This is a genomic window from Aggregatibacter segnis (assembly GCF_003130075.1).
Classification (GTDB): Bacteria; Pseudomonadota; Gammaproteobacteria; order Enterobacterales; family Pasteurellaceae; genus Aggregatibacter; species Aggregatibacter segnis_A.
In genome coordinates, this window is sequence record NZ_NRCW01000005.1 from 56,280 (window position 1) to 82,341 (window position 26,062).

23 protein-coding genes are annotated in these 26,062 nt (G+C 44.8%); 17 read left to right on the forward strand and 6 right to left on the reverse strand.

The window, feature by feature from the left end:
- Positions 1–11: 11 nt before the first annotated feature.
- Positions 12–428, reverse strand: a complete 417-nt coding sequence (locus tag DK415_RS07020; protein ID WP_109433031.1) for a copper chaperone PCu(A)C — start codon at positions 426–428, stop codon at positions 12–14.
- 125 nt (positions 429–553) lie between these two features.
- On the opposite strand from DK415_RS07020, the gene hflD reads away from it, so the two are divergent.
- The 3 genes from hflD to DK415_RS07035 all read left to right on the forward strand — a co-directional run bounded on the left by hflD (position 554) and on the right by DK415_RS07035 (position 3,771).
- A complete protein-coding gene (hflD, locus tag DK415_RS07025) occupies positions 554–1,165 on the forward strand; it encodes a high frequency lysogenization protein HflD (protein ID WP_048750781.1) in 612 nt (203 codons plus the stop codon).
- Positions 1,166–1,181: 16 nt separating this feature from the next.
- Entirely contained in the window at positions 1,182–2,549 is a 1,368-nt protein-coding gene (gene purB, locus DK415_RS07030; RefSeq protein WP_109433032.1) for an adenylosuccinate lyase, read from the forward strand.
- Positions 2,550–2,772: 223 nt separating this feature from the next.
- The gene (locus DK415_RS07035; protein WP_109433033.1) at positions 2,773–3,771 is read left to right on the forward strand and encodes an iron ABC transporter substrate-binding protein; all 999 of its coding nucleotides are present in this window, start codon (positions 2,773–2,775) and stop codon (positions 3,769–3,771) included.
- 170 nt (positions 3,772–3,941) lie between these two features.
- Here DK415_RS07035 and DK415_RS07040 read toward each other — a convergent pair whose 3' ends face one another.
- On the reverse strand, positions 3,942–6,386 hold the full coding sequence (locus DK415_RS07040; RefSeq protein WP_109433034.1) for a tetratricopeptide repeat protein: 2,445 nt from the start codon (positions 6,384–6,386) through the stop codon (positions 3,942–3,944).
- 298 nt (positions 6,387–6,684) lie between these two features.
- Between DK415_RS07040 and DK415_RS07045 the strand changes: the two genes are divergently transcribed.
- Entirely contained in the window at positions 6,685–8,205 is a 1,521-nt protein-coding gene (locus DK415_RS07045) for an ABC transporter permease (protein ID WP_109433035.1), read from the forward strand.
- Positions 8,206–8,222: 17 nt separating this feature from the next.
- Positions 8,223–9,281, forward strand: coding sequence for an ABC transporter ATP-binding protein (locus tag DK415_RS07050; RefSeq protein WP_109433036.1), 1,059 nt, complete (start codon positions 8,223–8,225; stop codon positions 9,279–9,281).
- A gap of 110 nt (positions 9,282–9,391) precedes the next feature.
- On the opposite strand, the gene dusC is transcribed toward DK415_RS07050, so the two are convergent.
- From dusC to rph, 4 genes are all read right to left on the reverse strand, one after another.
- Positions 9,392–10,330 carry a tRNA dihydrouridine(16) synthase DusC gene (dusC, locus tag DK415_RS07055; RefSeq protein ID WP_109433037.1) on the reverse strand — a complete coding sequence of 313 codons (939 nt, stop codon included), beginning with the start codon at positions 10,328–10,330 and terminating at the stop codon, positions 9,392–9,394.
- Between the two features lie 3 nt (positions 10,331–10,333).
- A complete protein-coding gene (gene djlA / locus DK415_RS07060; protein WP_109104138.1) occupies positions 10,334–11,194 on the reverse strand; it encodes a co-chaperone DjlA in 861 nt (286 codons plus the stop codon).
- A gap of 83 nt (positions 11,195–11,277) precedes the next feature.
- Positions 11,278–11,922 (reverse strand): orotate phosphoribosyltransferase, encoded by a 645-nt coding sequence (gene pyrE / locus DK415_RS07065; RefSeq protein WP_109433038.1) that lies wholly within the window; start codon positions 11,920–11,922, stop codon positions 11,278–11,280.
- Between the two features lie 10 nt (positions 11,923–11,932).
- Entirely contained in the window at positions 11,933–12,649 is a 717-nt protein-coding gene (rph, locus tag DK415_RS07070) for a ribonuclease PH (protein ID WP_109433039.1), read from the reverse strand.
- A 119-nt stretch (positions 12,650–12,768) separates the two neighbouring features.
- On the opposite strand from rph, the gene DK415_RS07075 reads away from it, so the two are divergent.
- From DK415_RS07075 to DK415_RS07135, 12 genes are all read left to right on the forward strand, one after another.
- Complete coding sequence (locus tag DK415_RS07075) at positions 12,769–13,632, forward strand: YicC/YloC family endoribonuclease (RefSeq protein WP_109433040.1); 864 nt, start codon at positions 12,769–12,771, stop codon at positions 13,630–13,632.
- A 27-nt stretch (positions 13,633–13,659) separates the two neighbouring features.
- On the forward strand, positions 13,660–14,547 hold the full coding sequence (ygfZ, locus tag DK415_RS07080; protein ID WP_109433041.1) for a CAF17-like 4Fe-4S cluster assembly/insertion protein YgfZ: 888 nt from the start codon (positions 13,660–13,662) through the stop codon (positions 14,545–14,547).
- A complete protein-coding gene (locus DK415_RS07085) occupies positions 14,547–15,389 on the forward strand; it encodes a patatin-like phospholipase family protein (protein ID WP_109433042.1) in 843 nt (280 codons plus the stop codon). The genes ygfZ and DK415_RS07085 overlap by 1 nt, the downstream gene beginning before the upstream one ends.
- 218 nt (positions 15,390–15,607) lie before the next feature.
- Positions 15,608–16,819, forward strand: coding sequence for a selenium metabolism membrane protein YedE/FdhT (gene yedE / locus DK415_RS07090; RefSeq protein WP_109433043.1), 1,212 nt, complete (start codon positions 15,608–15,610; stop codon positions 16,817–16,819).
- Positions 16,820–16,870: 51 nt separating this feature from the next.
- Positions 16,871–17,140, forward strand: a complete 270-nt coding sequence (gene yedF / locus DK415_RS07095) for a sulfurtransferase-like selenium metabolism protein YedF (RefSeq protein WP_006719477.1) — start codon at positions 16,871–16,873, stop codon at positions 17,138–17,140.
- A 195-nt stretch (positions 17,141–17,335) separates the two neighbouring features.
- Complete coding sequence (locus DK415_RS07100) at positions 17,336–19,147, forward strand: monovalent cation:proton antiporter-2 (CPA2) family protein (protein ID WP_048750721.1); 1,812 nt, start codon at positions 17,336–17,338, stop codon at positions 19,145–19,147.
- Between the two features lie 271 nt (positions 19,148–19,418).
- Entirely contained in the window at positions 19,419–20,141 is a 723-nt protein-coding gene (gene rpsB / locus DK415_RS07110) for a 30S ribosomal protein S2 (RefSeq protein WP_109433044.1), read from the forward strand.
- A gap of 141 nt (positions 20,142–20,282) precedes the next feature.
- On the forward strand, positions 20,283–21,131 hold the full coding sequence (gene tsf / locus DK415_RS07115) for a translation elongation factor Ts (RefSeq protein WP_006719481.1): 849 nt from the start codon (positions 20,283–20,285) through the stop codon (positions 21,129–21,131).
- A 188-nt stretch (positions 21,132–21,319) separates the two neighbouring features.
- A complete protein-coding gene (gene recO / locus DK415_RS07120; RefSeq protein WP_109433045.1) occupies positions 21,320–22,033 on the forward strand; it encodes a DNA repair protein RecO in 714 nt (237 codons plus the stop codon).
- Position 22,034: 1 nt separating this feature from the next.
- Positions 22,035–23,351 carry a 23S rRNA (uracil(1939)-C(5))-methyltransferase RlmD gene (rlmD, locus tag DK415_RS07125; RefSeq protein WP_109433046.1) on the forward strand — a complete coding sequence of 439 codons (1,317 nt, stop codon included), beginning with the start codon at positions 22,035–22,037 and terminating at the stop codon, positions 23,349–23,351.
- 9 nt (positions 23,352–23,360) lie between these two features.
- Positions 23,361–25,589 carry a GTP diphosphokinase gene (relA, locus tag DK415_RS07130; RefSeq protein WP_109433047.1) on the forward strand — a complete coding sequence of 743 codons (2,229 nt, stop codon included), beginning with the start codon at positions 23,361–23,363 and terminating at the stop codon, positions 25,587–25,589.
- 28 nt (positions 25,590–25,617) lie between these two features.
- Positions 25,618–25,974 (forward strand): diacylglycerol kinase, encoded by a 357-nt coding sequence (locus DK415_RS07135; protein WP_109433048.1) that lies wholly within the window; start codon positions 25,618–25,620, stop codon positions 25,972–25,974.
- Positions 25,975–26,062: the final 88 nt, after the last annotated feature.

A 26,062-nucleotide genomic window follows, 5' to 3' on the forward strand; every position in this document is an offset into this window, starting at 1 on the left:
TTTACAGAATATTACTGTGAATACTTAACGACATTTGCCTCGATTTGAATTTTCTCACCGTTATCAAACAGCAACATCAGCGGAAAATGTCCCCCTGCCTGCAAAGCCGTAGCAGAATCAAACACCATAATATGTAAACCACCCGGCTTCAGTTTTACGTTGCCTTTGGCAGGAATTTCAATACCGTCCGTGGTGATCATTTTGCCGTTTTGTGTGCCGTGCAAAACCAAATTTGCCGGCTGACTGCTCTGCACCATCGCAAGATTCACGGCTTCGTTACCGTCATTATGCAATTCCATAAAAACAGCTGTTGGTTCACCCGCCTGTTGGGTTGCAAAAATGATCGGATTGGTCACACTGATTTTTGCCAACGTGCCAAGAGGCAAAAGTGCGGTCATAAAAAACAACGTTTTAAAAATACGTCGCATCGTTTTCTCCTTTTTCATTTCTTATTGATTTCGTCGGCATTGCCGATTGCCTTTAAAATATAGCAGAAAAATGCTATATTACCGCCCACTTTTTTATACCTATTTTATGCAATTCTAAAACCTCAATGGCAAATTATTACGACATTACACTCGCCCTAGCCGGCGTCTGCCAAGCAGCAAAATTAGTGCAACAACTGGCGTTAAATGGCGAAGCGGACTCAACGGCATTAGAAACTGGTTTAAACAGTTTGCTACAAACCGCACCGGATACGGCATTAGATGTTTTTGGCGGCGAGCTAAACAACCTGAAATTGGGGTTAACCACACTTTGCGAACAGCTTAACGGCAGCGAGCCGGAACTAGGTCGTTATTGGCTCAGTCTGTTAGCATTGGCGGCAAAACTCAACAAAACCCCGGAAGCCAAACAAGAATTGGCACGCCGCATTCAATATTTACCCACACAGCTGGAACATTACCACTTACTCGACGAACAGATGCTGTCTAATTTTGCCGGCATTTATGTGGACGTTATCAGCCCGTTAGGTCGCCGAATTCAAGTGACTGGCGTGACTCAATATTTACAGCATTTAGGCACACAAAATCGCATTCGCGCCGCGTTATTAGCCGGCATCCGTTCCGCTATTTTGTGGCAACAAGTGGGCGGCACCAAATGGCAACTGCTATTTTTCCGCCGCAAAATCGCCACCACGGCACAACACATTCTCTCTTCTCTTTAATATGGAGCTTTCATCTATGCAACTTAGCGCGCTAACCGCACTTTCCCCGATTGATGGTCGTTATCAAGACAAAACCGCCCGTTTACGTCATATTTTCAGCGAATTCGGATTATTAAAATTCCGCGTTACGGTGGAAGTTCGTTGGTTACAAAAATTGGCAGCGACCGCACAAATCACTGAAGTGCCTTCTTTGTCAAAAGAAGCAAACGATTACCTTAACCAAATTGTCGCCAATTTTGCTCTTGAAGATGCCGAGCGCATTAAAGAAATTGAAAGAACGACCAACCATGATGTGAAAGCGGTGGAATATTTCCTTAAAGAAAAAAGTGCGGCATTGCCTGAATTAGCGGCAATCAGCGAATTTATTCACTTTGCCTGCACCTCCGAAGACATCAACAACCTTTCCCACGCATTAATGTTAAAAACCGCACGCGAAGAAGTGTTGTTGCCGGAGTGGCAAAATTTAATCGAAAAAATCACCGCACTTGCCGAGCAATATAAAACCATTCCATTGCTTTCCCGTACGCACGGTCAACCGGCATCGCCAACCACCGTGGGCAAAGAAATGGCCAACGTGGTGTATCGTTTAAGACGCCAATACAAACAGTTACAACAAATCGATATTCTGGGCAAAATCAACGGTGCCGTGGGCAACTATAACGCCCATTTGTCTGCTTACCCGAATATTGATTGGCATACCTTCAGCGAAGAATTCGTGACGTCTTTGGGCATAACATGGAACCCGTACACCACCCAAATCGAACCCCATGACTACATCGCTGAATTGTTCGATTGCGTAGCACGTTTTAACACTATCGTGATCGACTTCGACCGCGACCTGTGGGGTTATATCGCATTAAATCACTTCAAACAACGTACTATCGCCGGTGAAATCGGTTCTTCTACCATGCCGCACAAAGTCAACCCGATCGACTTCGAAAACTCCGAAGGCAACCTCGGTTTAGCAAATGCGGTGATGGCGCACTTAGGCAGCAAATTACCGATTTCCCGCTGGCAGCGCGATTTAACCGATTCCACCGTGTTGCGTAACCTTGGCGTAGGTTTAGGCTACTGCTTAATCGCCTATGCGGCGACCCAAAAAGGCATCAGCAAATTAGAAGTGAACGAAGCCCATTTGCGCGAAGAATTGGATCAAAACTGGGAAGTGCTTGCCGAACCGATTCAAACCGTGATGCGTCGTTACGGCATTGAAAAACCGTACGAAAAACTAAAAGAACTCACTCGTGGCAAATGCGTTGATGCCAAAGCGATGTTTGATTTTATTGAGAAATTAGACATTCCGGCAGAAGAAAAAACGCGCTTGCAACAACTCACCCCGGCAAGCTATATTGGCGCCGCAGTGCAGTTAGTGGAAAAACTATAACGTCATTAAAAAAACGGTCGTACCACATACGACCGTTTTTCTTTTTACCCTTTTCTCTCGCCAAAATTCATTGAAAAAATCTACCGCACTTTTTACGTTAAACCCCAATCTTAATATTGAGAATAATTTGCATTTATAAGAATATTCCCCTAAAATAACCCCGTTAAAATTTAACATTTAGGAAACAATCTATTTAAATCACATCATTTAAAAAGGAGCATTTATGAAACTTAACGCATTAAAACTAGCAACACTTACCGCAGCATTGGCATTCTCTAGCGCCACTTTCGCTGACATTACCGTGTATAACGGTCAACACAAAGAAGCGGCCAAAGCCGTCACCGAAGCCTTTACCAAAGAAACCGGCATCAAAGTGACCTTAAACAGCGCCAAAAGCGAACAGCTTGCCGGTCAATTAAAAGAAGAAGGCGACAAAACCCCGGCTGATGTGTTCTATACTGAACAAGTCGCCTCCTTTGCCGGATTATCTGGCTCAGACCTACTCGAACCCCTCTCTGCCGACATCATCAAACAAACCCAATATAAAGGCGTACCGGTAGCACCGAAAAAAGACTGGATTGCCTTAAGCGGTCGTTCCCGTGTGGTGGTTTATGACAAAAATAAACTCTCCGAAAAAGACATGGAAAAATCCGTATTAGATTACGCCACGCCGAAATGGAAAGATAAAATCGGTTATGTGCCAACTTCCGGTGCATTCTTAGAACAAGTTGTAGCCATCACCAAACTAAAAGGCGAACAAGCGGCGTTAGACTGGTTAAAAGGCTTGAAAGAAAATGGCAAACTCTATGCGAAAAACAGCGTGGCATTACAAGCCGTTGAAAATGGCGAAGTGCCGGCTGCGTTGATTAACAACTATTATTGGTATGCCTTAGCAAAAGAAAAAGGCGAAGATAAATTAAACTCTCGTTTGTATTTCATTCGTCACCAAGATCCGGGTGCATTAGTCACCTACTCCGGTGCCGCAGTGTTAAAAGGCTCCAAAAATAAAGAAGAAGCGAAAAAATTCGTCGAATTCTTAGCCAGCAAAAAAGGCCAAGAAGCGCTTGTGGCTGCCCGCGCAGAATACCCATTACGCACTGACGTGGTTTCTCCATTCAACATGGAACCTTACGCAAAACTAGAAGCCCCTGAAGTCACCGCAACAACGGCGCAAGACAAAGAAAAAGCCAATAAATTAATTGAGCAAGCGGGATTGAAATAATCGTATCACCACAGTGTCTCTCAACGTGAAATACCGTGGGTACAGTTAAAAATATAAAAAGCCACCTGAAAGTGCGGTCGTTTTTTGACACGTTTTTCGGGTGGCTTTTTTGTTGCGAGCGAAATAGCTAAACAAGAAAAAGTTTCCAATAAGATGGAAACTTTTTGGGTTTAGTCATTCTTAATCGGAGGATTCGCATAAATCGGCAATGATGAACGAGAAACCTTAACATATGGGCATTTTTGTTTCATCTGGTGTTGAAATACTTCTGCTTTGTATCTGATATGAGTTTTCTCATAATTGGTGCCCAAAATCACTTCATCTACCATATAGCTGATATCAGCATAAGGTAAATAAATGGATTTGGTCGTTTTGCAATATTCAATTTCCTCTGAGCCGATTTCTGCCATTTTTAGCACCCGGAATTCTTCTTCATCACGGAAGGCAAAGTCTTTAAATAAATAGCGAATATATTCCAACGCATTTTTGTTTTTATCATTAACATGGTCTTTCTCCTTAAAAAAGCCAACAAGCTCTTGTAGGGCCTCCTTAAGTTGATCAAGACGAAAATTATGCCAAACCTTATTTTCACCTATCGGCTTCAAACAGATTCCAAATGAGTTATCAAGCCATCTTTCACATTTTTCTTCGGCAATGTATTCATCTTTATATGCAATATAAGCAACTTGATAAAGTGGTAGTTTTTCATATTCCACGTTGGAAATATCCGTCTCCTTAAATTCAGCTGAATTTTCGTCCAGATTTTTTAGAAAACTACGGAAGGGTGCTGAAATGTCAGGCTCTTTCAACCAATCTCTATTTTTATTAAATACCAAGCAACAGCCCGAAGCTTCTACACCATCTTCTTTGCCATATAAGCGAAATTGATTTAAATCATTCACACGAGCAGAAAAACAGGCAAAGAAAGCATTGTGAGGTGAACAATCTGCTTTATTTTCCAATTCCAAATCTTGTAGCGATAACAATTCCAGTAACCCTTTTCCTTCAGAAGGATCATTCATATAGGTGGAACTGCCTATTCTCATTGGACTAGTCATTGGACTAGAATCATCCTCATGAACAACACCAAATAGTTTGTTACACACTGTGGAAGATGTGTAATGCGCAAGCGGGGTTGAACCCAATTCAATCGGAGGAATATTTAAAACGGCTAAAATAGTAGAAATTGCTTCCTTTAGTTTTCTATCCAAGTTGTTATCCTCATCTGAAAATAACGCCTTACTTATATCTTGTTTTTTCTTATTAAAATAAAGAATCCAATTACTTCTAAGAAAACAAATGTTTCTTAAATAGTGGTAAATTATCTTTTCAACTCTTTTTCTTTCTTGTTCATTATCAAATAGTGGTAACAATTCCAAGGAACCTAAAAAATAGCCCTCCGCATCTTTAATCAAAATTTCAGTTTGTAACTTATCTTCAATTTTAGTCGCTTGTGAAAAATAACAACGACCAAGCCAAAATTGGGCATAGATTTGCTGCTGAATACGTGTTTGCTCATCAGTCAGCTGTTCAGCGAGTTGTAATTGGTGTTTATAATGGTGGTTAATTGCTTTTTCAAATAAATCTTTTACATTCGTTATGTCTTTGGTTCTAATCGCCTGTTCGAAATAACAACGACCAAGCCAAGATTGGGCATGGATTTGCTGCTGAATACGTGTTTGCTCATCGGTCAGTTGTTCGGCAAGCTTGAGCCACTCTTGGTGGTGCTCAATAGCTTGGGCAAATAACCTATTCGCCTCTGTTATATCTCCAACCTTCCGTGCCTGCTCTAAATAACAACGACCAAGCCAAGAGTGAGCATTGATTTGCTTTTGAATACCTGTTTGCTCATCGGTCAGCTGTTCGGCAAGCTTGAGCCACTCTTGGTGGTGCTCAATAGCTTGGGCAAATAACCTCTTCGCCTCTGTTATATCTCTAACCTTCAATGCCTGCTCTAAATAACAACGACCAAGCCAAAATTGAGCATTATTTTGCTCTTGAATACCTGTTTGCTCATCAGTTAGCTGTTCGGCAAGCTTGAGCCGCTCTTGGTGGTGCTCAATAGCTTGGGCAAATAACCTCTTCGCCTCTGTTATATCTCCAACCTTCCGTGCCTGCTCAAAATAACAAAGACCAAGCAAAAATTGAGCATTATTTTGCTTTTGAATTCGTGTTTGCTCATCAGTTAGCTGTTTGGCAAGTTTAAGTTGCTCTTGGTGGTGCTCAATAGCTTGGGCAAATAACCCCTTCGCCTCTGTTGTATCTCTAACCTTCAATGCCTGCTCGAAATAACAACGACCAAGCCCAAATTGAGCATTGTTTTGCTTTTGAATACCTGTTTGCTTATCAGTCAGCTGTTTGGCAAGTTTAAGTTGCTCTTGGTGGTGCTCAATAGCTTGGGCAAATAACCCCTTCGCCTCTGTTATATCTCCAACCTTCCGTGCTTGCTCGAAATAACAACCACCAAGCCAAGAGTGAATATTATTTTGTTCCTCAAGTTGAGAGTTTTTATCTTCAATCTCATCTAAAGCCTGATTAAATTTTGCAATTGCTTGATCAAAATTATTGCTTTTGAATAAACTCACACCTTCTTGAATTAAATCATTAACACTCATTGTTTTATTCCTTATGAAAATGCCTTAACGGAAATTAAATTTCGTTAGTAATAAAAAGACACAATCCATTAAATTTATTTATATAATTCATCTTAAAAATCACTTAATGAGAATTTTAGTTATTTTAATTTCGGAAAGGAAGATATAATGACACACTGAACACAAAATGAAGAAATTTTGTATAGTTAATTTGTGCCAACAACAGCTTTCAGGTGATACCGGTAACTGACAGTGCTTGGCATACAGCTATACTAGCGAGAGCCGTTAATTTTAACCCAATACTCAAAAGGACAGCCCCTTGAGCCGTAATCCTCCGTTTTGGCTAACCGCCTTGATTATTCTGATCAGTTTGCCATTGATTCTACCGTTTCTCTATGTGGTGGTTCGGGCGGTTGATGTGGGTTGGGTGCGCAGTATTGAATTGCTTTGGCGACCGCGTATGTGGGAGCTGTTGAGCAACACCTTGTTATTGATGGTATGTGTAACAACTTTTTCCATTATTCTCGGCACAGTTTGCGCCTTTTTATTGGAACGCTATCGCTTTTGGGGTAAGCCTTTTTTTCAGGTGGCGATGACCTTGCCGTTGTGCATTCCAGCCTTTGTCAGCTGTTTCACGTGGATTAGTCTGACTTTTCGTGTTGAAGGCTTTTGGGGCACGATTGGCATTATGACCTTAAGCTATTTTCCACTTGCCTATTTGCCTGTTGCCGCCACGTTAAAACGACTGGATCGGTCATTGGAGGAAGTCAGTCTTTCTCTCGGTAAAAGCCGTCGTGATACCTTTTGGTACGCCATATTTCCCCAGTTAAAACCGGCTATCGGCAGCAGTATTTTACTCATCGCGTTACATACATTGGTGGAATTCGGTGCCGTGTCTATTTTGAATTATCAAACCTTCACCACGGCTATTTTCCAAGAGTATGAAATGGCCTTTAATAACAATACGGCGGCGTTACTGTCGGCGGTGTTAATGGTTATTTGTGCCTTGATCGTGTTCGGCGAAATTTTCTTTCGTGGACAACAAATCCTGTATAACAGCGGTAAAGGCGTGACTCGCCCTTATCCGGTGAAAAATTTAACCGCCGGCAAGCAATTCTTGGCTATTATTTTTTTCCTCACCATTTTTCTCCTCAGCATCGGTGTACCACTCATTATGTTGATTCACTGGATGTTTGTAGGTACGTCTATTGAAAGTGCGGTGGATTTTTCCGCCTTTTTCGAAGCCTTCAGCAATTCTTTGTTGGTTTCCGGTTTAGGCGCGGGACTCACCGTGCTTTGCGCACTGCCACTCGTTTGGAGCGCCGTGCGTTATCGTAGTCGCCTCACTGTGTGGATTGACCGCCTGCCATATTTATTGCATGCGATGCCGGGTTTGGTAATTGCCTTGTCATTGGTGTATTTCACCATTAACTACGCTTATTCTTTCTACCAAACCTTCCTCATGGTCGTGGTCGCCTATTTCATGTTGTATTTACCCTTGGCACAAACCACGTTGCGTAGCTCCTTGGAACAAATCTCCGATAACGTCGAAAAAGTAGGGCAAAGCCTTGGGCGTAGTCATTTTTATATTTTCCGTACGCTCACCATTCCCGCCATGTTGCCGGGCATTACCGGTGCCTTTGCGTTGGTGTTTTTAAACCTGATGAAAGAGCTCACCGCCACCTTATTGCTCACCCCAAACGACATCAAAACCTTATCCATCGCCGTTTGGGAATACACTAGCGATGCCCAATATGCAGCCGCCACACCTTATGCCATAATGCTCATGCTATTTTCCGGCATTCCGGTGTTTTTATTGAAAAAATATGCGTTTAAATAATGACAATACAAACTTCTATGCAAACAACACCACTCCTCCAAATCCACTGCCTCAATAAACATTTCGGGCAGACGCATGTGCTACGTGATATTTCCCTTGAATTGCACAGTGGCGAAATCTTGTTTTTGCTCGGAGCTTCCGGTTGTGGAAAAACGACTTTGCTACGTGCTATTGCCGGTTTTGAACAACCTGATAACGGTGAAATTTACCTAAAAGAGCGGTTGATTTTTGGCGTAAATTGCAACATTCCGCCACAACAGCGTCGGCTAGGTTATGTGGTGCAAGAAGGCGTGTTATTTCCACACTTGAATGTGTATCGCAATATTGCTTACGGGTTGGGCGATGGCAAAGGCAACTCCCCGGAAGAACGACAACGCATTGACGAAGTGATGGCGCTCACCGGTATTTGTGCGCTCGCCGACCGTTTTCCACACCAACTTTCCGGTGGGCAACAACAACGTGTCGCCTTGGCACGCGCCATTGCGCCAAATCCTGAACTGATTTTATTGGACGAACCTTTTAGTGCCTTAGATGAACATCTGCGCCAACAAATCCGTCATGATATGTTGCAAGCACTCCGCCAAAGTGGTACTTCCGCCATTTTCGTCACCCATGATCGAGACGAGGCCTTGCGTTATGCCGATAAAATCGCTGTGTTGCAAAATGGAGAAATCTTACAAATTGCCAACCCGCGTACGCTTTATTGGTCGCCAAAACACCTTTCCACTGCCACCTTTATCGGCGAAAGCATTGTGTTGCCGGCAACCTTAAATTCACCTTCAACGGCGCATTGCCAATTAGGTGACATTGCCGTCATAGACAAAAGCCAAGGGCAACAACGCGGCAAGCTACTTCTCCGTCCGGAACAATTCTGTTTGTCAAAAACACCGCAAAATTCCACTGCACTTTTTAACGCCATCGTCCGCCACGTGGAATTCAAAGGCAAAATAACGGCGATTCGACTTGAAATAAACGGGTTCGACATTGAATTAGAGGAACACCATGGAATTGAGTTGTGTGTAGGAGATAAGGTTGACGTTTATTTATATGGCACGGGCTTGTTTTATGGGGAATAAGTGTTGGCTTTATGGCGGTTGCAATTTATGTTGTAGGTAAAAAAGCGCTATTCATGAGCTCATGAGTTAAAAAGTGCGGTGCATTTTTCAGTTATTTTTCAAACAGGAAGCTAGCCCAAGTACGTTTCCAACAACACTCTTAATTCATCCCCATCATGACAACGTTTTACAATCTCAAATAAATCCGTTGCTTCTTTATATTCACATTTCAAATACTGCAGCCATTGCTTAATGCGCGCCACGTGGTAAAAACCGCTGTCGTGGCAATTTTCTAATGTGGCGTATTTGCGCAAAATCGGCATGATTTCAGCCCAGCTTAACGGCGCGTCATTATGTTTTAGCACACGGCTTAAATTAGGCATATTAAGCGCCCCACGACCAACCATTAAATCTTCACAGCCGGTTATTTCTAAGCATCGTTGCCCATCTTCCCAACGCCAAATTTCGCCATTGGCGATCACTGGAATATGGAGTTTTTGGCGGATTTCACCAATTTTTTTCCAGTTGATACGATCAGCGCGATAACCATCCGCTTTGGTGCGGCCGTGAATCGCAATTTCGGTGGCGCCACCTTGTTGCACCGCGTCAGCAATGTCGTAAGCAAAGTCGGTGGAATCCCAGCCTAAGCGCACTTTGACACTCACTACCTGTTCTGGTGGGACGGCTTGACGAATGGCTTTGGTGGCTTGGTAAATAAGTTCCGGTTGCTTTAACAAAGAGGCGCCACCGTTGCTGCCGTTGACGGTTTTCGACGGACAGCCACAATTTAAATCAACACCGTGGGAACCTAATTGAATGGCAAGTTCGGCATTTTCCGCCAGCCATTGAGGATGTTGTCCGAGCAGTTGCACACGTACCGGCGTACCGCTTGGCGTGTAGCCCTGTTGGAGTAATTCAGGGCAAAGACGATAAAACACTTTCTGCGGGAGGCGTTGATCCACCACGCGGACAAATTCGGAAATGCACAAATCGTAATCGTTCACTTCCGTTAATAATTGACGCACGAGAGGATCAAGCACGCCCTGCATCGGGGCTAAAATGACGCGCAAAGGTTATTTCCAACCTTTGGCTTTGCAAATCAAGTCGTATGCGGCTTGAATTTGCTGGGTTTTCTCTTTCGCCATTTCCATCATTTCCGGTGGCAACCCTTTTGCCACTAATTTATCCGGATGATTTTCATTCATTAAACGACGATAGGCACGTTTCACTGTGGGCTGATCGTCTGTCGCGCTAACCCCAAGCACTTGATAAGCATCGTTTAAGGTCGGGCCGGAAGAAGATTGAGATTGCTGTTGATAGCCACCTTGGGAGCCGGAATGTTGCTCGTAGTAGCCGCCTTGTTGATAAAAACCACCGCGCGCAAAATGACGCGCCGCCATTTCCATTGCCAACATTTGCTCAAATTGAACGCGGGATAGCCCCAGTTCTTCAGCAACAATAAAGAGCACGTCTTTTTCATTGTCATGTAAATGATCGTCAGAAAATGCGGCTTGAATTTGCACGGATAAAAACGCCCGCAATAAATCGGCACGTTGTCCGCAACCAAGACGAAATTCACGAATCACCTGACGAATCGGAAAATCCACCTGTTTGCCACGGTTAAATGCCTCTTGCGCTAAACGGCGACCGGCATCGTCTAGTTGCATTTGGTCCATTAAATGGGTCGCTAACAGAATGTCATTTTCCGTGACACGCCCTTTGGCTTTGCTTAAATGACCCAACACCGCAAAGGTGGTTTGCATAAACAATAGTTGACGGGTGGTTTTCGTTTTGAAGAAAGAAGAATTGACTGTGCCCAGTTCATACAGTTTTTTGTCTGCAAGATGGCCAAGAAACACTCCCGCCAACATGCCAAAAAAACCGCCCAATCGAAAGCCGATTAAGGCACCTAAAAATTTCCCAATAAAATTCATTGTCGCTCCGTTAGGGTCAAAAAAGTGCGGTGGATTTTCTCAGCAAATTGAAAAACGCGTGAAAAAACAACCGCACTTTCGCTTTATTTAATGCCGTATTGCTCACGATAAGCGCGCATTGCCGGTAAATATTGTTGGTATTCCGGTTGAGTTTCAATGAACGCCATCAAATCGGCAAAATCAATGATAGATAACACGTCGCATTGGTAATCGCGCTCGACTTCTTGAATGGCAGAAAGCTCACCGTTGCCACGTTCTTGACGATTCAAGGCAATCAATACCGCGCTTAATTGCGCTTCATTGGCTTGAATAATTTGCATGGATTCACGAATTGCCGTACCGGCAGTGATCACATCATCCACCAACAACACCTTGCCGCGCAACGGACTACCGATTAAATTGCCACCTTCGCCGTGATCTTTGGTTTCTTTGCGGTTAAAGCACACCGGTTTATTGATGTCAAAGCGGTTGAATAACGCGATGGATACCGCGGTGGCAATGGGAATGCCTTTATACGCCGGGCCAAAAATCATGTCGTACTGCAAACCGGCATCTTGTAAGGCTGCCGCATAAAATTCACCTAAACGGGCAAGATCGGCGCCTTGGTTAAACAAACCGGCGTTAAAGAAATAAGGGCTCACACGGCCGGATTTCAAGGTGAACTCACCAAATTTTAAAACCTGACGGGCAAGGGCGAATTCAATAAACTGTTGTTTATAGTTTTCCATCTTCCTATCCTTATTCTGCCAATGCCGCACGTTGGGTTTGGAAAATGACCTCACAGCCTTGTTTAGCGAGATCTAATAAGGTTAATAATTCCTCGTGGCTGAACGGTTCGCCTTCTGCGGTACCTTGCACTTCAATCATGCGGCCATCTTCCATCATGACCACGTTCATGTCCGTTTCCGCAGCTGAATCTTCCACATATTCCAAATCACATACAGCTTCGCCGTTTACGATGCCGACAGAAATCGCCGCGACCAATCCTTTCAACGGATTTTTGCTTAATGTGCCGTTTACCACTAAACCGTTCAATGCATCACATAACGCCACGCAAGCGCCGGTAATGGAAGCGGTACGAGTGCCGCCATCTGCTTGGATCACATCACAATCCAATGTAATACAACGTTCACCAAGGGCTTCTAAATCCACCATGGCGCGTAAGGAACGGGCGATTAAACGTTGAATTTCTAAGGTACGACCGCCTTGTTTGCCTTTTGCTGCTTCACGTTGCATACGGCTGTGGGTTGAACGTGGCAACATGCCGTATTCCGCCGTCACCCAACCTTGACCCTGTCCTTTTAAAAAGCGCGGCACGCCGTCTTCCACGGTAGCAGTACACAACACTTTGGTATCGCCAAATTCCACCAGCACGGAACCTTCCGCGTGTTTGGTGTAATGACGGGTGATTTTAATTGGGCGGGTTTGGTGGTTGGCACGTTGATTCGGACGCATGAAAAATTCCTCGTTAAGCAATAAAAAAATCGCGCCATTTTAGCACGCAAACTGACAGAAACGAAATTTGGCAGTACAATAGCACGCAAATTTTAGCGCCTAAAAATGAAGGAATTATTATGATTTATAGCATGACGGCATTCGCCAGTTTAGAAATCAAAAAAGACTGGGGAAACGCAGTTTGGGAAATCCGTTCGGTCAATCAACGTTATTTAGAAACCTTTTTCCGTCTGCCGGAACAGTTCCGCAGCTTGGAAAACACCTTACGCGAAACCCTGCGTCAAAAACTCACTCGCGGCAAAATCGAATGTACTCTGCGTATTGATAACAAAAAGCAAGCCGCGACAGAATTACACATTAACCAAGAACTCGCCACGCAAGTATTGCAATCTTTACAATGGCTAAAACAGCAAGCAGGCGAAGGTGAACTCAATTTAACCGATGTATTACGCTACCCGGGTGTAGTGGAAGTACCGGAACAGGATGTAGATTTAATCAGCCAGGATTTATTGGCGGCATTTGAGCAGGTCGTGAGTGAGTTTATCGCCATGCGCCAACGCGAAGGGGAAAAAATCCACACATTACTGACACAACGTCTTGACGCCATCAATGAAGAACAGCAAAAAGTGCGGTCCAAAATGCCGGAGATTTTACAATGGCAACGCGAGCGCATGTTGCAACGCTTTGAAGAAGTTCAACTGCAACCGGATCCACAACGTTTAGAGCAAGAACTGATTATGTTGGCGCAACGCATTGATGTGGCGGAAGAATTGGATCGTTTGCAATTACACGTCAAAGAAACGCAAAACATTCTGCGCAAAGGCGGCGCAGTGGGACGCAAGTTGGATTTCATGATGCAAGAGCTCAACCGCGAATCCAACACCTTGGCGTCTAAGTCCATCAATGTCGATGTGACCAATTCCGCTATTGAGTTGAAAGTGTTAATTGAGCAAATACGCGAACAAATTCAAAATCTTGAGTAATTGATTGATATTTTTAAGGAAAGTACGATGGCCTATTCCCTTTTAACGGCACAACAAGACGACATTATTTGCCCGTTAACGCACTACTCGCTGATTCAAATTGAAGGCACAGAGGCGGAAAAATATTTGCAGGGGCAACTCACTTGCGATGTGACCAAATTGGCAGCCGGTGAATCGACCCTTACCGCCCATTGCGATCCGAAAGGCAAAATGAGCTCGCTGTTCCGTTTAATTCGTCAAGATGAACAGACCTTTTATATGCTGTTAAAAAGTGCGTTATTGCCATCGGCGCTAGATCAACTGAAAAAATATGCGGTATTTTCCAAAGTCACTTTCACGCCGTTAGATTGGCAAATTCTCGGCGCTGCCGGCACAAAAGGCATTGAAAAGTGCAGTCAATGTTCAGCGCAAATTCGCATTGACGTGAAGGCGCAACAACCGCGCATGATTTTACTCAACCCGACCCGTTTAGCCCTCGAACCTACCGTTGAAGCAGAGGCTTGGGATTTATTGGACATTCAAGATGGTATCCCTAGTTTGGCAGCCGCGACTCAATTAGAATTTATTCCTCAAGCGTTAAACCTACAAAGTATCGAACAGGCGATTTCCTTCCAAAAGGGCTGTTACATCGGGCAGGAAACCGTGGCGCGAGCCAAATATCGCGGTGCCAATAAACGCGCTTTATTTATTTTCGCAGCGCAAACGCAAAGTCTGCCGGATATCGGTTCGGCATTGGAAATGGCACTTGGCGACAATTGGCGAGCCACCAGCACCATCACAAGTGCGGTCAATTTTCACGGCGTTTTATGGTTGCAGGCCGTGTTAAATACGCCGTTGGAAGAAGGTCAGGCATTCCGCTTGCCGAACAGCCAAACCTTGCTCGACATGCAACCCTTGCCTTATGAGTTAAGCTGATGAAAGTCGGATTGGTATTAGAAGGCGGCGCCATGCGCGGGATGTTCACCGCCGGCGTGTTGGATGTCTTTTTGGATGAACAGATTCACATTGACGGCATTGTCAGCGTGTCCGCTGGGGCATTGTTCGGTGTGAATTTTCCTTCCAAACAACGTGGCCGTGTGTTGCGTTACAACAAAAAATACCTCAACGACAAACGCTACATGGGATGGCACAGCCTGTTCACCACGGGCAATATCGTCAACAAAGACTTCGCCTTCTATCAATTGCCTTTTGAATTGGACGTGTTCGATCAAGAAGCATTCGCCCGTTCCGGCATCGACTTCTACACGGTGTTAACCAATGTGGAAAGCGGCGAGGCGGAATATGTGAAAATCCACGATGCCTTTGAGCAAATGGAAACCCTGCGTGCCACCTCCGCCATGCCTTTTGTATCAAAAATGGTGGAAATCAACGGCAAAAAATATTTAGACGGCGGCATTGCAGACAGTATTCCCTTGCGTTTCTGCCAACAGTTGGGCTACGACAAAATCATCGTCATTCTCACCCGACCGTTGAATTACCGCAAAACGCCGACCAATCCGTTGCTGTTCAATGCGTTTTATCGCCGTTACCCGAAACTGGTTGAACGCCTGACTAACCGCTATGCCGACTATAACCGCGCAGTGGAAGACGTCATTCGTCTTAACGAACAAGGCGAGATTTTTGTTATTCGCCCTTCTGTTACGCTGCCTATTCGCCGTATTGAAAAAGACGTCGCCAAAGTGCAGGCAATGTATGACTTAGGAGTACGTGACGGGCAAGACATTCTGCCGGCCCTAAAAGCCTATCTGACCAAGTGAAAACACAGGAAAAACCCACCGCACTTTTACCGATTTTCTGCACAAAATATTGTTGCAGAAATGTTAACGATCCTTTAGACTAGCGCCCGCAAATCTAATTTGTAATTTCATTTATATCGCAAGTTTGTGTATAGGAAATGACAAAGCCCTTCTTTTGAGCCTTTTCTCATTGTTATACCTTCCTTGTAATACTTTCATTCACCTTAATAGGATAAAAAATGAACGAAGTTTTACAACAGTTCAAACAACAATATTTGATTAAATATTGGAATCCCGTTATCGCCGTTATCGCCGCCGGTTTAATCTCGGCCTATTATTTCGGCATTACCGGCACGTATTGGGCGGTCACCGGCGAATTTACCCGCTGGGGCGGTCATGCATTAGAAGCCTTGGGCATTGATGTGTCCAATTGGAGTTACTACAAAATCATCGGTATGCAAGGCACGATTTTCACCCGTGTTGATGGTGTGATGATCTTAGGCATGTTTGCCGGTTGTATCTCCGCAGCCTTGTGGGCAAACAACGTGAAATGGCGAAACCAGCCACATAAACGCCGCATTGTACAAGCCTTAATCGGCGGAGCCATTGCCGGTTTCGGCGCACGTTTGGCGATGGGCTGTAACCTGGCCTCGTTATTTACCGGCATTCCACAATTTTCTGTGCATGCGTGGTTTTTCACCATCGCCACAGCTCTTGGAACATACGCCGGCGTAAAAGTCACTTTATTGCCGATGTTCCGCGTAAAACTGGAATTGAAAAAAGGCGCAGCAAAATTACAAGAAAGTGATCCGAAAAGAGCACAACGCCGTTTTTGGATTGGCATGGTGGTTTTCCTCGCTTACCTCATCGCCTCCTTTTATGTGATGACTCAGTCCGTTAAATTGGGCTTCGCCATGCTATGCGGTTTAGCTTTCGGTTTACTTATCGAACGTGCGCAAATCTGTTTCACTTCCGCGTTCCGTGATCTCTGGGTGACCGGTCGCGCTTACATGGCAAAAGCCATTATTTTCGGTATTCTTGCAGGCACCATCGGCGTGTTTAGTTACATTCAATTAGGCGTTCCCGCAAAAATCATGTGGGCAGGTCCGAATGCGATTATCGGCGGTTTATTATTCGGTTTCGGCATCGTGTTAGCCGGCGGTTGCGAAACCGGTTGGATGTACCGTGCGATGGAAGGTCAAGTGCACTTTATGTGGGTGGGGATCGGCAATGTTATCGGTTCGACCTATCTCGCCTACGCATGGGACGATCTCGCTCCGGCTTTGGCGCTTGACTACGAAAAACTGAACTTATTAAAAGAATTTGGTCCGGTCGGTGGATTATTAGTGAACTACGGTTTATTGATTCTCTGCTTAATTGCTGTCGTCTGGTGGGAAAAACGCTTCCTTGCCAAAGCAAAAGCCAAAATCGCCGCTTTCGCACAGGCGTAAAAGTGCGGTTTGATTTGACATTATTTTTATTTCACAGAAGGAAAACACACTATGGCATTTACCGTTGTACACAAATTAGATAAAGATCCAAAAGACATCGTGCCGGATTACACCATCGACACGGTTGGCGAACCTTGCCCATACCCGGCTATCGTCATGCTGGAAAGCATGCCTGAGCTCAAAGAAGGGGAAGTATTGGAATTGTTAAGCGACTGCGCACAATCCATCAACAACATTCCAGTGGATACTAAAAACCACGGTTATACGTTATTAAGCGTGGAACAAGATGGCACAAAATTACGTTATTTGATTCAGCGTTAATCAATGTTCAGAAAAGCAAAGCCCGTTTGATACGGGCTTTATTTTTCCAAAGAAAGGATAAGATAAGTTCTTTAAAAAAATTGACTAAACCTATCAAAAAATTTGCCTATTTCCTCAACAATTTGTCCGAAAAAACGCTAGAATAAGCGGCTTTTTTAATATTCATCGCTATAACATTTATTTCGGGGGAACAAGATGGAAGCTCAGGGGGCGGGTGATTTAATTCGCGTTGTCACGTTATTAGGCGCGGCCGTAGTGGCGGTGCCATTATTTAAACGTATCGGTTTAGGTTCAGTGCTGGGGTATTTAGCCGCGGGCTTAATAATTGGCCCCTTCGGCTTGAAATTAGTGACTGATTCTCACGCCATTTTGCACATTGCGGAATTTGGTGTGGTGATGTTCCTGTTCATGATCGGTTTGGAAATGAAACCGTCCCATTTATGGAGCTTACGCAAACAAATTTTCGGGCTCGGTAGTTTACAAGTAGTAATCTCCGCCCTGTTAATGACCCTCGTTTCCGTACAATTCGGCATTTCTTGGGAAGTGGCCTTTATTTGTTCTTCCGGTTTCGTGCTTACCTCCACCGCCATCGTGATGCAAGTGTTGGGAGAACGTAAACGCCTGTCCACCCGCCCAGGACAAAAAATGGTATCGATCTTATTATTTGAAGATTTGCTGATCGTGCCGTTACTGGCTATCGTGACCTACCTTTCCCCACTCGAAACCGAAAGCACCATTTCTTGGTGGGAATCCGCCACCATCGCCTTAGTCGCGTTAGCCATCCTTGTGCTTATTGGACGTTTCATTTTGAATCCGGTATTCCGTATTTTAGCCGACTCCAAAGCTCGCGAAGTAATGACCGCCGCCGCCTTATTTGTAGTATTGGGCTCGGCATTACTGATGGAAGAAGCGGGCTTATCACAAGCCATGGGCGCGTTTGTTGCCGGCGTCATGCTGTCGGAATCAGCTTTCCGCCATCAATTGGAAGCAGACATTGAACCGTTCCGTGGTTTATTGCTAGGGCTATTTTTCCTCGGCGTGGGAATGTCACTCAATCTCACCGTCGTGGCTGAAAACTGGATGCTAATTGGCATCGGCGTATTCGCCTTAATGCTGACAAAAGGTATCTGTATTTATCTCGTTGCCCGCGCAGCGAAAAGCACGCACAAAACGGCTATGGAACGTGCTTTGCTCATGGCTCAAGGCGGGGAATTTGCTTTTGTTTTGTTTGCTCAAGCCTTCAACCAAAAAGTTATTGATGAAACCGTCAATGCCAACATGACCGCAATCGTTGTGCTGTCCATGGTGTTAACACCTATTATGTTAGTTTTGTATGAAAAATTCGCACCCAAACCGACCGCAGAAGAATTACCCGCTGATGAAATCGATGAACAACATCCGATTCTCATCGTCGGCATGGGGCGTTTCGGTCAAATCGTGAATGACTTATTGCGCTTAAGCGGCTATGCCACCACCGTTGTTGATTTGAACCCGAACATGATCAAAGGCTTCAATGAATACGGCATTAAATCCTATTTTGGCGACGCATCTCGCCGTGAATTTCTCATCGCTGCCGGTTTAGAACAAGCCGAAATATTGGTCATCGCCATTAATAATAAAGAACAAGCAGAAAACATCGTGCACTTTGCTCGTGAAGTGAATCCGAACATTAAAATCATTGCTCGTGCTTACGACCGTTTCAGCACCTTTGCCTTACACGAAGCCGGCGCAGACGAAATTATCCGTGAAACCTTCGATGCCGCCGTACGTGCGGGTAAACGCGCGCTGGAAACATTAGGCATGGAGCCGGAATTAGTGAAAGAAATCGGCGACTATTATTTTGATGCGGATCGCCATGAAGTCGCCCTCATGTCACAGGTTTATGATCCCAACATGGGGTTATTCCAAAACCCGCTCATGCGTGATATTGCCCGCGAATGCGATCAAAAAATGGCGGCCGATATCCAAGAAATCATTCTGAGAGCGAAGGAAAAAGAAGAGGAATAAAACATCGCAAAAACAGACCGCACTTTACGTCCTAAAGTGCGGTCGTTTTTTTATCTGTTTTTATGTCAACTTTCCTCTCACAACAAAATCCGCTGGAAACCCACCGCACTTTATGGTATAAAGCACGCCGTTATTTTGCTGTTTAAAAGTAACGTTTATTTTTTAATCAATTTACTAAAACACACACATATCAGAAAGGCTAAATCGGGGTGCCAAACGGTCGATTGGCTGGATATGTGGAGGCTAAACCCCAAACAAAAGGAAAATTATTATGGCACAAGTTTCTATGCGCGATATGCTTCAAGCAGGCGTTCACTTCGGTCACCAAACTCGTTACTGGAACCCAAAAATGAAACCATTCATTTTCGGACCACGCAACGGCGTTCATATCATCAACCTTGAAAAAACCGTTCCAATGTTCAACGCAGCATTAGCTGAGTTAACCCGCATTGCGAGCAACAACGGTAAAGTATTATTCGTTGGTACCAAACGCGCAGCGACCGATGCAGTGCAAGCAGCAGCATTAGACTGTCAACAATACTATGTAAACCACCGTTGGTTAGGCGGTATGTTGACCAACTGGAAAACAGTTCGTCAATCCATCAAACGTTTAAAAGATTTAGAAACTCAATCTCAAGACGGCACTTTCGACAAATTAACCAAAAAAGAAGCGTTAATGCGTACCCGTGAGATGGAAAAACTTGAATTAAGCCTTGGCGGTATCAAAGAGATGGGCGGTCTTCCAGATGCATTATTCGTGATCGGTGCAGACCACGAACATATCGCAGTAAAAGAAGCAAACAACTTGGGTATTCCTGTATTTGCTATCGTTGATACTAACTCTAGCCCGGACGGCGTAGATTTCGTTATCCCAGGTAACGATGACGCAGCACGTGCAATTCAACTTTATCTTTCTTCTGCTGTTGCAGCGATCAAAGAAGGTCGTGGTAACGAAGCAGCGGTTGCTGAAGAATTAGTGCAAGCCGCAGAATAATTCGAGCGATTGCGATAAGGCGTAAGCCCTTATTAATCAGATGATTAATGAATAAGCAGGGGGCTAAATAGCTCCCTGTATTTTTTAGAGCTAAAAGTGCGGTCTTTTTCCACCGCACTTTAACCGACAGAGGATTTTAAAATGGCTGAAATCACAGCATCATTAGTAAAAGAACTGCGTGAACGTACCGGCGCAGGCATGATGGAATGTAAAAAAGCATTAGTTGAAGCAAACGGCGACATCGAATTAGCCATCGACAACATGCGCAAATCTGGTCAAGCAAAAGCGGCGAAAAAAGCAGGTCGTGTTGCAGCTGAAGGTGTTATCCTTGCTCGCGTACAAAATGGTTTCGGCGTATTAGTTGAAATGAACTGTGAAACCGACTTCGTAGCAAAAGATGCCGGTTTCTTAGGTTTAGCCAACGAAGTAGCTGATTTCGCAGCAGCAAACAAAGGCGCAACTATCGAACAACTTCAAGCACAATTTGAAGAAAAACGTGCTGCATTAGTGGCGAAAATCGGTGAAAACATGACCATCCGTCGTGTTGCTTACATCGAAGGCGATGTTGTAGGTTCTTACTTACACGGCGCGAAAATCGGTGTATTAGTGGCTGGTAAAGGCGCAGACGATGAATTGTTAAAACACATCGCAATGCACGTTGCAGCAAGCCGCCCAGACTACGTTAACCCAAGCGACGTTCCGGCTGAAGTGGTTGAACACGAACGCAACATCCAAGTGGATATCGCAATGCAATCCGGTAAACCACGCGAAATCGCAGAAAAAATGGTTGAAGGCCGCATGAAGAAATTCACCGGTGAAGTTTCTTTAACTGGCCAACCATTCGTCATGGATCCATCTAAATCCGTTGGCGATTTGTTAAAAGAAAAAGGTGCAGACATCTCTAACTTCATCCGCTTAGAAGTGGGCGAAGGTATCGAGAAAGTGGAAACCGACTTCGCTGCAGAAGTAGCGGCAATGTCCAAAGCTTAATTGAACATTTGAGCAAAAAAGCAGGTGTCAAAGCCTGCTTTTTTATTGCCTGTTGTTCCGAAATCCTCCTTGCAGCAATTCTGTTATATCCCATTTCCTTTTCTTCTAAAATCGCCTACAAAATCCCACAAAGTGCGGTGGGAAATCTGCTAAAATAAACACCGGTTTTTTATCGACGAAAGGGCGACATCATCGAAAATTGGCAACGCGGTTTCGTACTACATCGCAAATCTTACAGCGAAACCAGCTTATTGGTAGATTTACTGACCGAAGATTTCGGGCGTATCAGCGTATTGGCAAAAGGCGCACGGGCAAAGCGTTCCATGCTAAAAGGCGTGTTACAACCCTTTACGCCGTTACTGCTACGTTGGAGCGGTCGCGGCGATCTGAAAATTCTCACCAAAGCAGAACCTGCTGCCATTGCCTTGCCATTACAAAATGTTGCCTTGTACAGCGGCTTTTATTTAAACGAACTCATTTGCCGCGTATTGGAACCGGAAACAGCCTATCCGCAATTGTTCCAACACTATTTGCAGTGTTTAACGCACTTAGCCGTATCGCAAACCAATGTGGAACCAGCGCTACGCACCTTTGAGTTTCAACTCTTGCGCACCTTAGGCTATGGCATTGATTTCACTCATTGCGCAGGCTCCGGCAAAGCCGTGAAAGCGGACATGACCTATCGTTACCGCGAAGAAAAAGGCTTTATTGCTTCCTTAATCAAAGATAATTTAACCTTTTACGGGCGGGAATTATTGGCCTTTGAACAAACCCAATTTGACGAACCCTCTGTATTATCGGCAGCCAAACGGTTTACACGCATTGCATTAAAACCGTATTTAGGCGACAAGCCCTTGAAAAGTCGAGAATTATTTACCCAACACAGCTTATATTCAAAATAACATGGCATTACTTTACAGCGACACCAAACCAAAGAAAAAGACCGAAAATTTCACCGCACACATTCTTTATTTGGATTATCAAGGCTTAGGCGTGACTAAAATTAACGGCAAAACCTGGTTTATTGAAAACGCGCTGCCGCAAGAAAGCGTAGAAGTTCGCGTATTGGAAGAAAAACGCCAATACGGTCAAGGTGTAGCACAGCATATTTTACGCCCAAGTCCTCAGCGCCAAACACCGCCATGCGTTTATTTTGAGCAATGCGGGGGGTGCCAAAATCAACATATTCCCATTGAATTACAACGTTCTGCCAAACAAACTGCATTGGTTCAACGCTTATCCCGTTTACAGCCGGTGCCTATTCATTTCACGCCGTTATTGCACGGTGAGCCTTGGCATTACCGTCGTCGGGTACGTTTAAGCGTATTGTTTGACAGTAAAAATCGCAAACTGAATATCGGCTTACGGCGTAAAAATTCACAGCAAATTATTCCTATCGACCATTGTTTGGTGTTGGAAAAGCCGCTGAATGATTTATTGCCCAAACTGACCGCACTTTTCGAGCAATGGACAACGCCACAACAACTGGGGCATATTGAACTTGTTGCGGCAGACAATGGTATCGCCATGTTATTACGCCATGTAAAAAACATTACTGAAATCGACCGCACTTTATTATTACGGTTTGCCGAACAACACCAACTCATGTTATTTGTACAAGAACATGACAGCATTGAACATTGGTATGGCGAACAGCCTTATTACCGTTTGGGCGATGACATCACGTTGCAATTTGATATTCGCGATTTCATTCAAATTAATGCACAATTAAACCGTCAAATGATCGCAACGGCGTTAGACTGGTTGGAGCTTAACCAACAAGATCATGTGTTAGATTTATTCTGTGGCATGGGCAACTTCACCTTACCGATGAGTCGCAAAGTAAAAAGTGCGGTAGGAATTGAAGGCGTTTCTGCGATGGTGGAAAAAGCCCGCGCCAATGCCGAACGAAACGGTTGTCATAATGTCCAATTTTACCGAGCTGATTTGGATAAACCCTTTATCAGTCAATCGTGGGCGCAGCAACCCTTCAATAAAATTTTGCTCGACCCACCACGCACAGGGGCGGCATTTGCTTTAAATGCGCTCTGTCAGTTACAGGCTGAAAGCATCCTGTATGTTTCTTGCAATCCTGCAACACTCGTGCGAGATACGGAAATCTTGCGTGACGCAGGCTATCAATTGGATAAAGTCGCCATGATCGATATGTTCCCACAAACCGGTCATTTGGAGTCGATAAGTTTATTTCGAAAAAGATAAGGATTCATTATGGTCGCTGTGAGAGGATCTCATTTATTAAATCCTAAAGATTTTGAGATTGAAAAATGGTGCGCTAACTTGAATGTAGCGGAAAATGTCAAAGCCAACTTAATGACGGCATGGCATTATTCGCAACAGAAAATGACCTTGCGTGCCGAGCATCAGCAGGAAGAAGCCCATTTGCTGACGTTCGGCGTGGAAATGGTGGAAATCCTCAACAGCTTAAACATGGATGCCGACAGCTTGTTCACCGCCATGCTCTTCCCTATCGTACGCGATCAACTGGTAGATTTAGCCCAAATTGAAGAAGATTTCGGCGCGAATATCAGCAAACTGGTACGCGGTGTTATCGAAATGGATAATATCCGCCAACTCAACATCACCCATTCTGCCAGCAGCTTGCAGGTGGATAACGTGCGCCGAATGTTGCTCGCCATGGTGGATGATTTCCGCTGTGTGATTATCAAATTAGCGGAGCGTATCGCCTTTTTGCGTGATGCCGAAAAAAATTACACGGAAGAAGAACGCGTCCTCGCCGCGAAAGAATGTGCCAATATTTACGCCCCACTTGCCAACCGCTTAGGTATCGGACAGCTCAAATGGGAACTGGAAGATTACTGTTTCCGTTATCTGCACCCGGAACAATATCGCGCCATCGCCAAATTATTAAAAGAACGTCGCCTTGACCGCGAACAATACATCGCCGATTTTGTCTCCGAACTTTCCGGTTATTTACAAGAAAATATCCCACAAGTCGAAGTGTACGGTCGCCCGAAACACATTTACAGCATTTGGCGAAAAATGCAGAAAAAGCACTTAGAGTTCAGTGACTTATATGACGTCCGCGCGGTGCGCATCGTTGTGCAAAAATTACAAGATTGTTACACCGCACTTGGCATTGTACACACCCATTTCAAACATCTGCCAAAAGAATTCGACGATTATGTCGCCAACCCGAAACCGAACGGCTACCAATCTATTCACACCGTGGTATTGGGTAAAGGCGGCAAGCCGATAGAAGTGCAAATTCGTACCCAACAAATGCACGATGATGCCGAACTTGGTGTTGCGGCACACTGGAAATACAAAGAAGGCGCCAGCGCCGGTCGTAACGGCTACGAAGAAAAAATCGCCTGGCTACGCAAACTCTTGGCGTGGCAAGACGATATTGCCGATTCTGGTGAAGTGATGGCGGAATTACGTAGCCAAGTGTTCGATGATCGTGTGTATGTCTTTACGCCAAAAGGCGAAGTCGTGGATTTGCCAACAGGCTCAACACCACTCGATTTTGCCTACGCCATTCACAGTGAAATCGGTCACCGTTGTATCGGTGCGAAAGTGGGCGGACGCATTGTGCCGTTCACCTATCAGCTCCAAATGGGCGATCAGGTAGATATCATCACCCAGAAAAATCCAAACCCAAGCCGCGACTGGCTAAATCCAAACCTCGGTTTTACTCACACAGCAAAAGCCCGTGCGAAAATTCATGCGTGGTTCAAAAAGCTGGATCGTGATAAAAATATTCCGGCCGGCAAAGAATTGTTGGAAAGTGAAATCAACCGCTTGGGCATCAGCTTAAAACAAGTTGAACAACAAGCCTTGCCGCGTTACAACCTAAAAAATCTTGATGATTTATACGCGGGCATTGGCGGCGGTGATATTCGTATCGGGCCGTTAATCAACTTCCTGCAAAACAAATTCATCAAAATCTCCGCGCAGGAAGTGGATGAAGAAATCTTGCGTCACGTCAGCACCAAAAGTGCGGCCAACGCCCAACAAAAAACCGAACGCAAAGATTGTGTTATCGTCGAAGGCGTCGGCAACCTGATGCACCACATTGCCCGCTGCTGCCAACCGATTCCGGGCGACAGCATTGTGGGCTACATCACCATGGGGCGTGGTATTTCCATTCACCGTTGTGATTGCGAACAATTCCTTGAGCTACAAAGCGTTCACCCGGAACGTGTGGTGGAATCCCGCTGGGGCGACAATTATTCCAATGGCTTCCATCTCAACATTCGTATTGTGGCGTCAGATCGCAACGGCTTATTGCGCGACATCACCACCGTGCTGGCAAACGACAAAATCAGCGTACTCGGCGTGTCTTCCCGTACGGATACGAAGCGCCAAGTGGCAAACATTGACATGCAAATTGAACTCAACAACGTAGAAATGTTGAGTAAGATTCTATCCCGTTTAGAAAAACTGGATGATGTCATTGAAGCCAAACGCCTCTAATAACAATAAAGAAACAAAGGAAAACCTAATGGACAAAACGACGGGGCTAACCCACTTAATTAAATCAACCCAATATTCCATGCAAGGCTTAAAAAGTGCGGTCAAATATGAAACTGCTTTTCGCCACGAGCTTTTCTGCTGCCTTTTCATGATTCCCTTGGCATTATGGCTCGGTGATGATGCCATTGAAAAAGCGCTGATGATCGGTTCCGTGTTGCTAGTATTGGTCGTAGAACTGCTCAACAGCGCCATCGAGGCCGTAGTGGATCGTATCGGCACCGAGCACCACGAACTCTCCGGCCGCGCTAAAGATCAAGGTTCTGCCGCCGTGTTTATTGCACTGGTTATTGTCACGATAACCTGGGCGTTCATGTTGTTTAATTAAAAAATGCGGTCAAAACTGACCGCACTTTGATCTGTTCCCGTAGCGGCAACTCATTGCACGAAATCAATGGAGATTCTGTGGCGTTAAA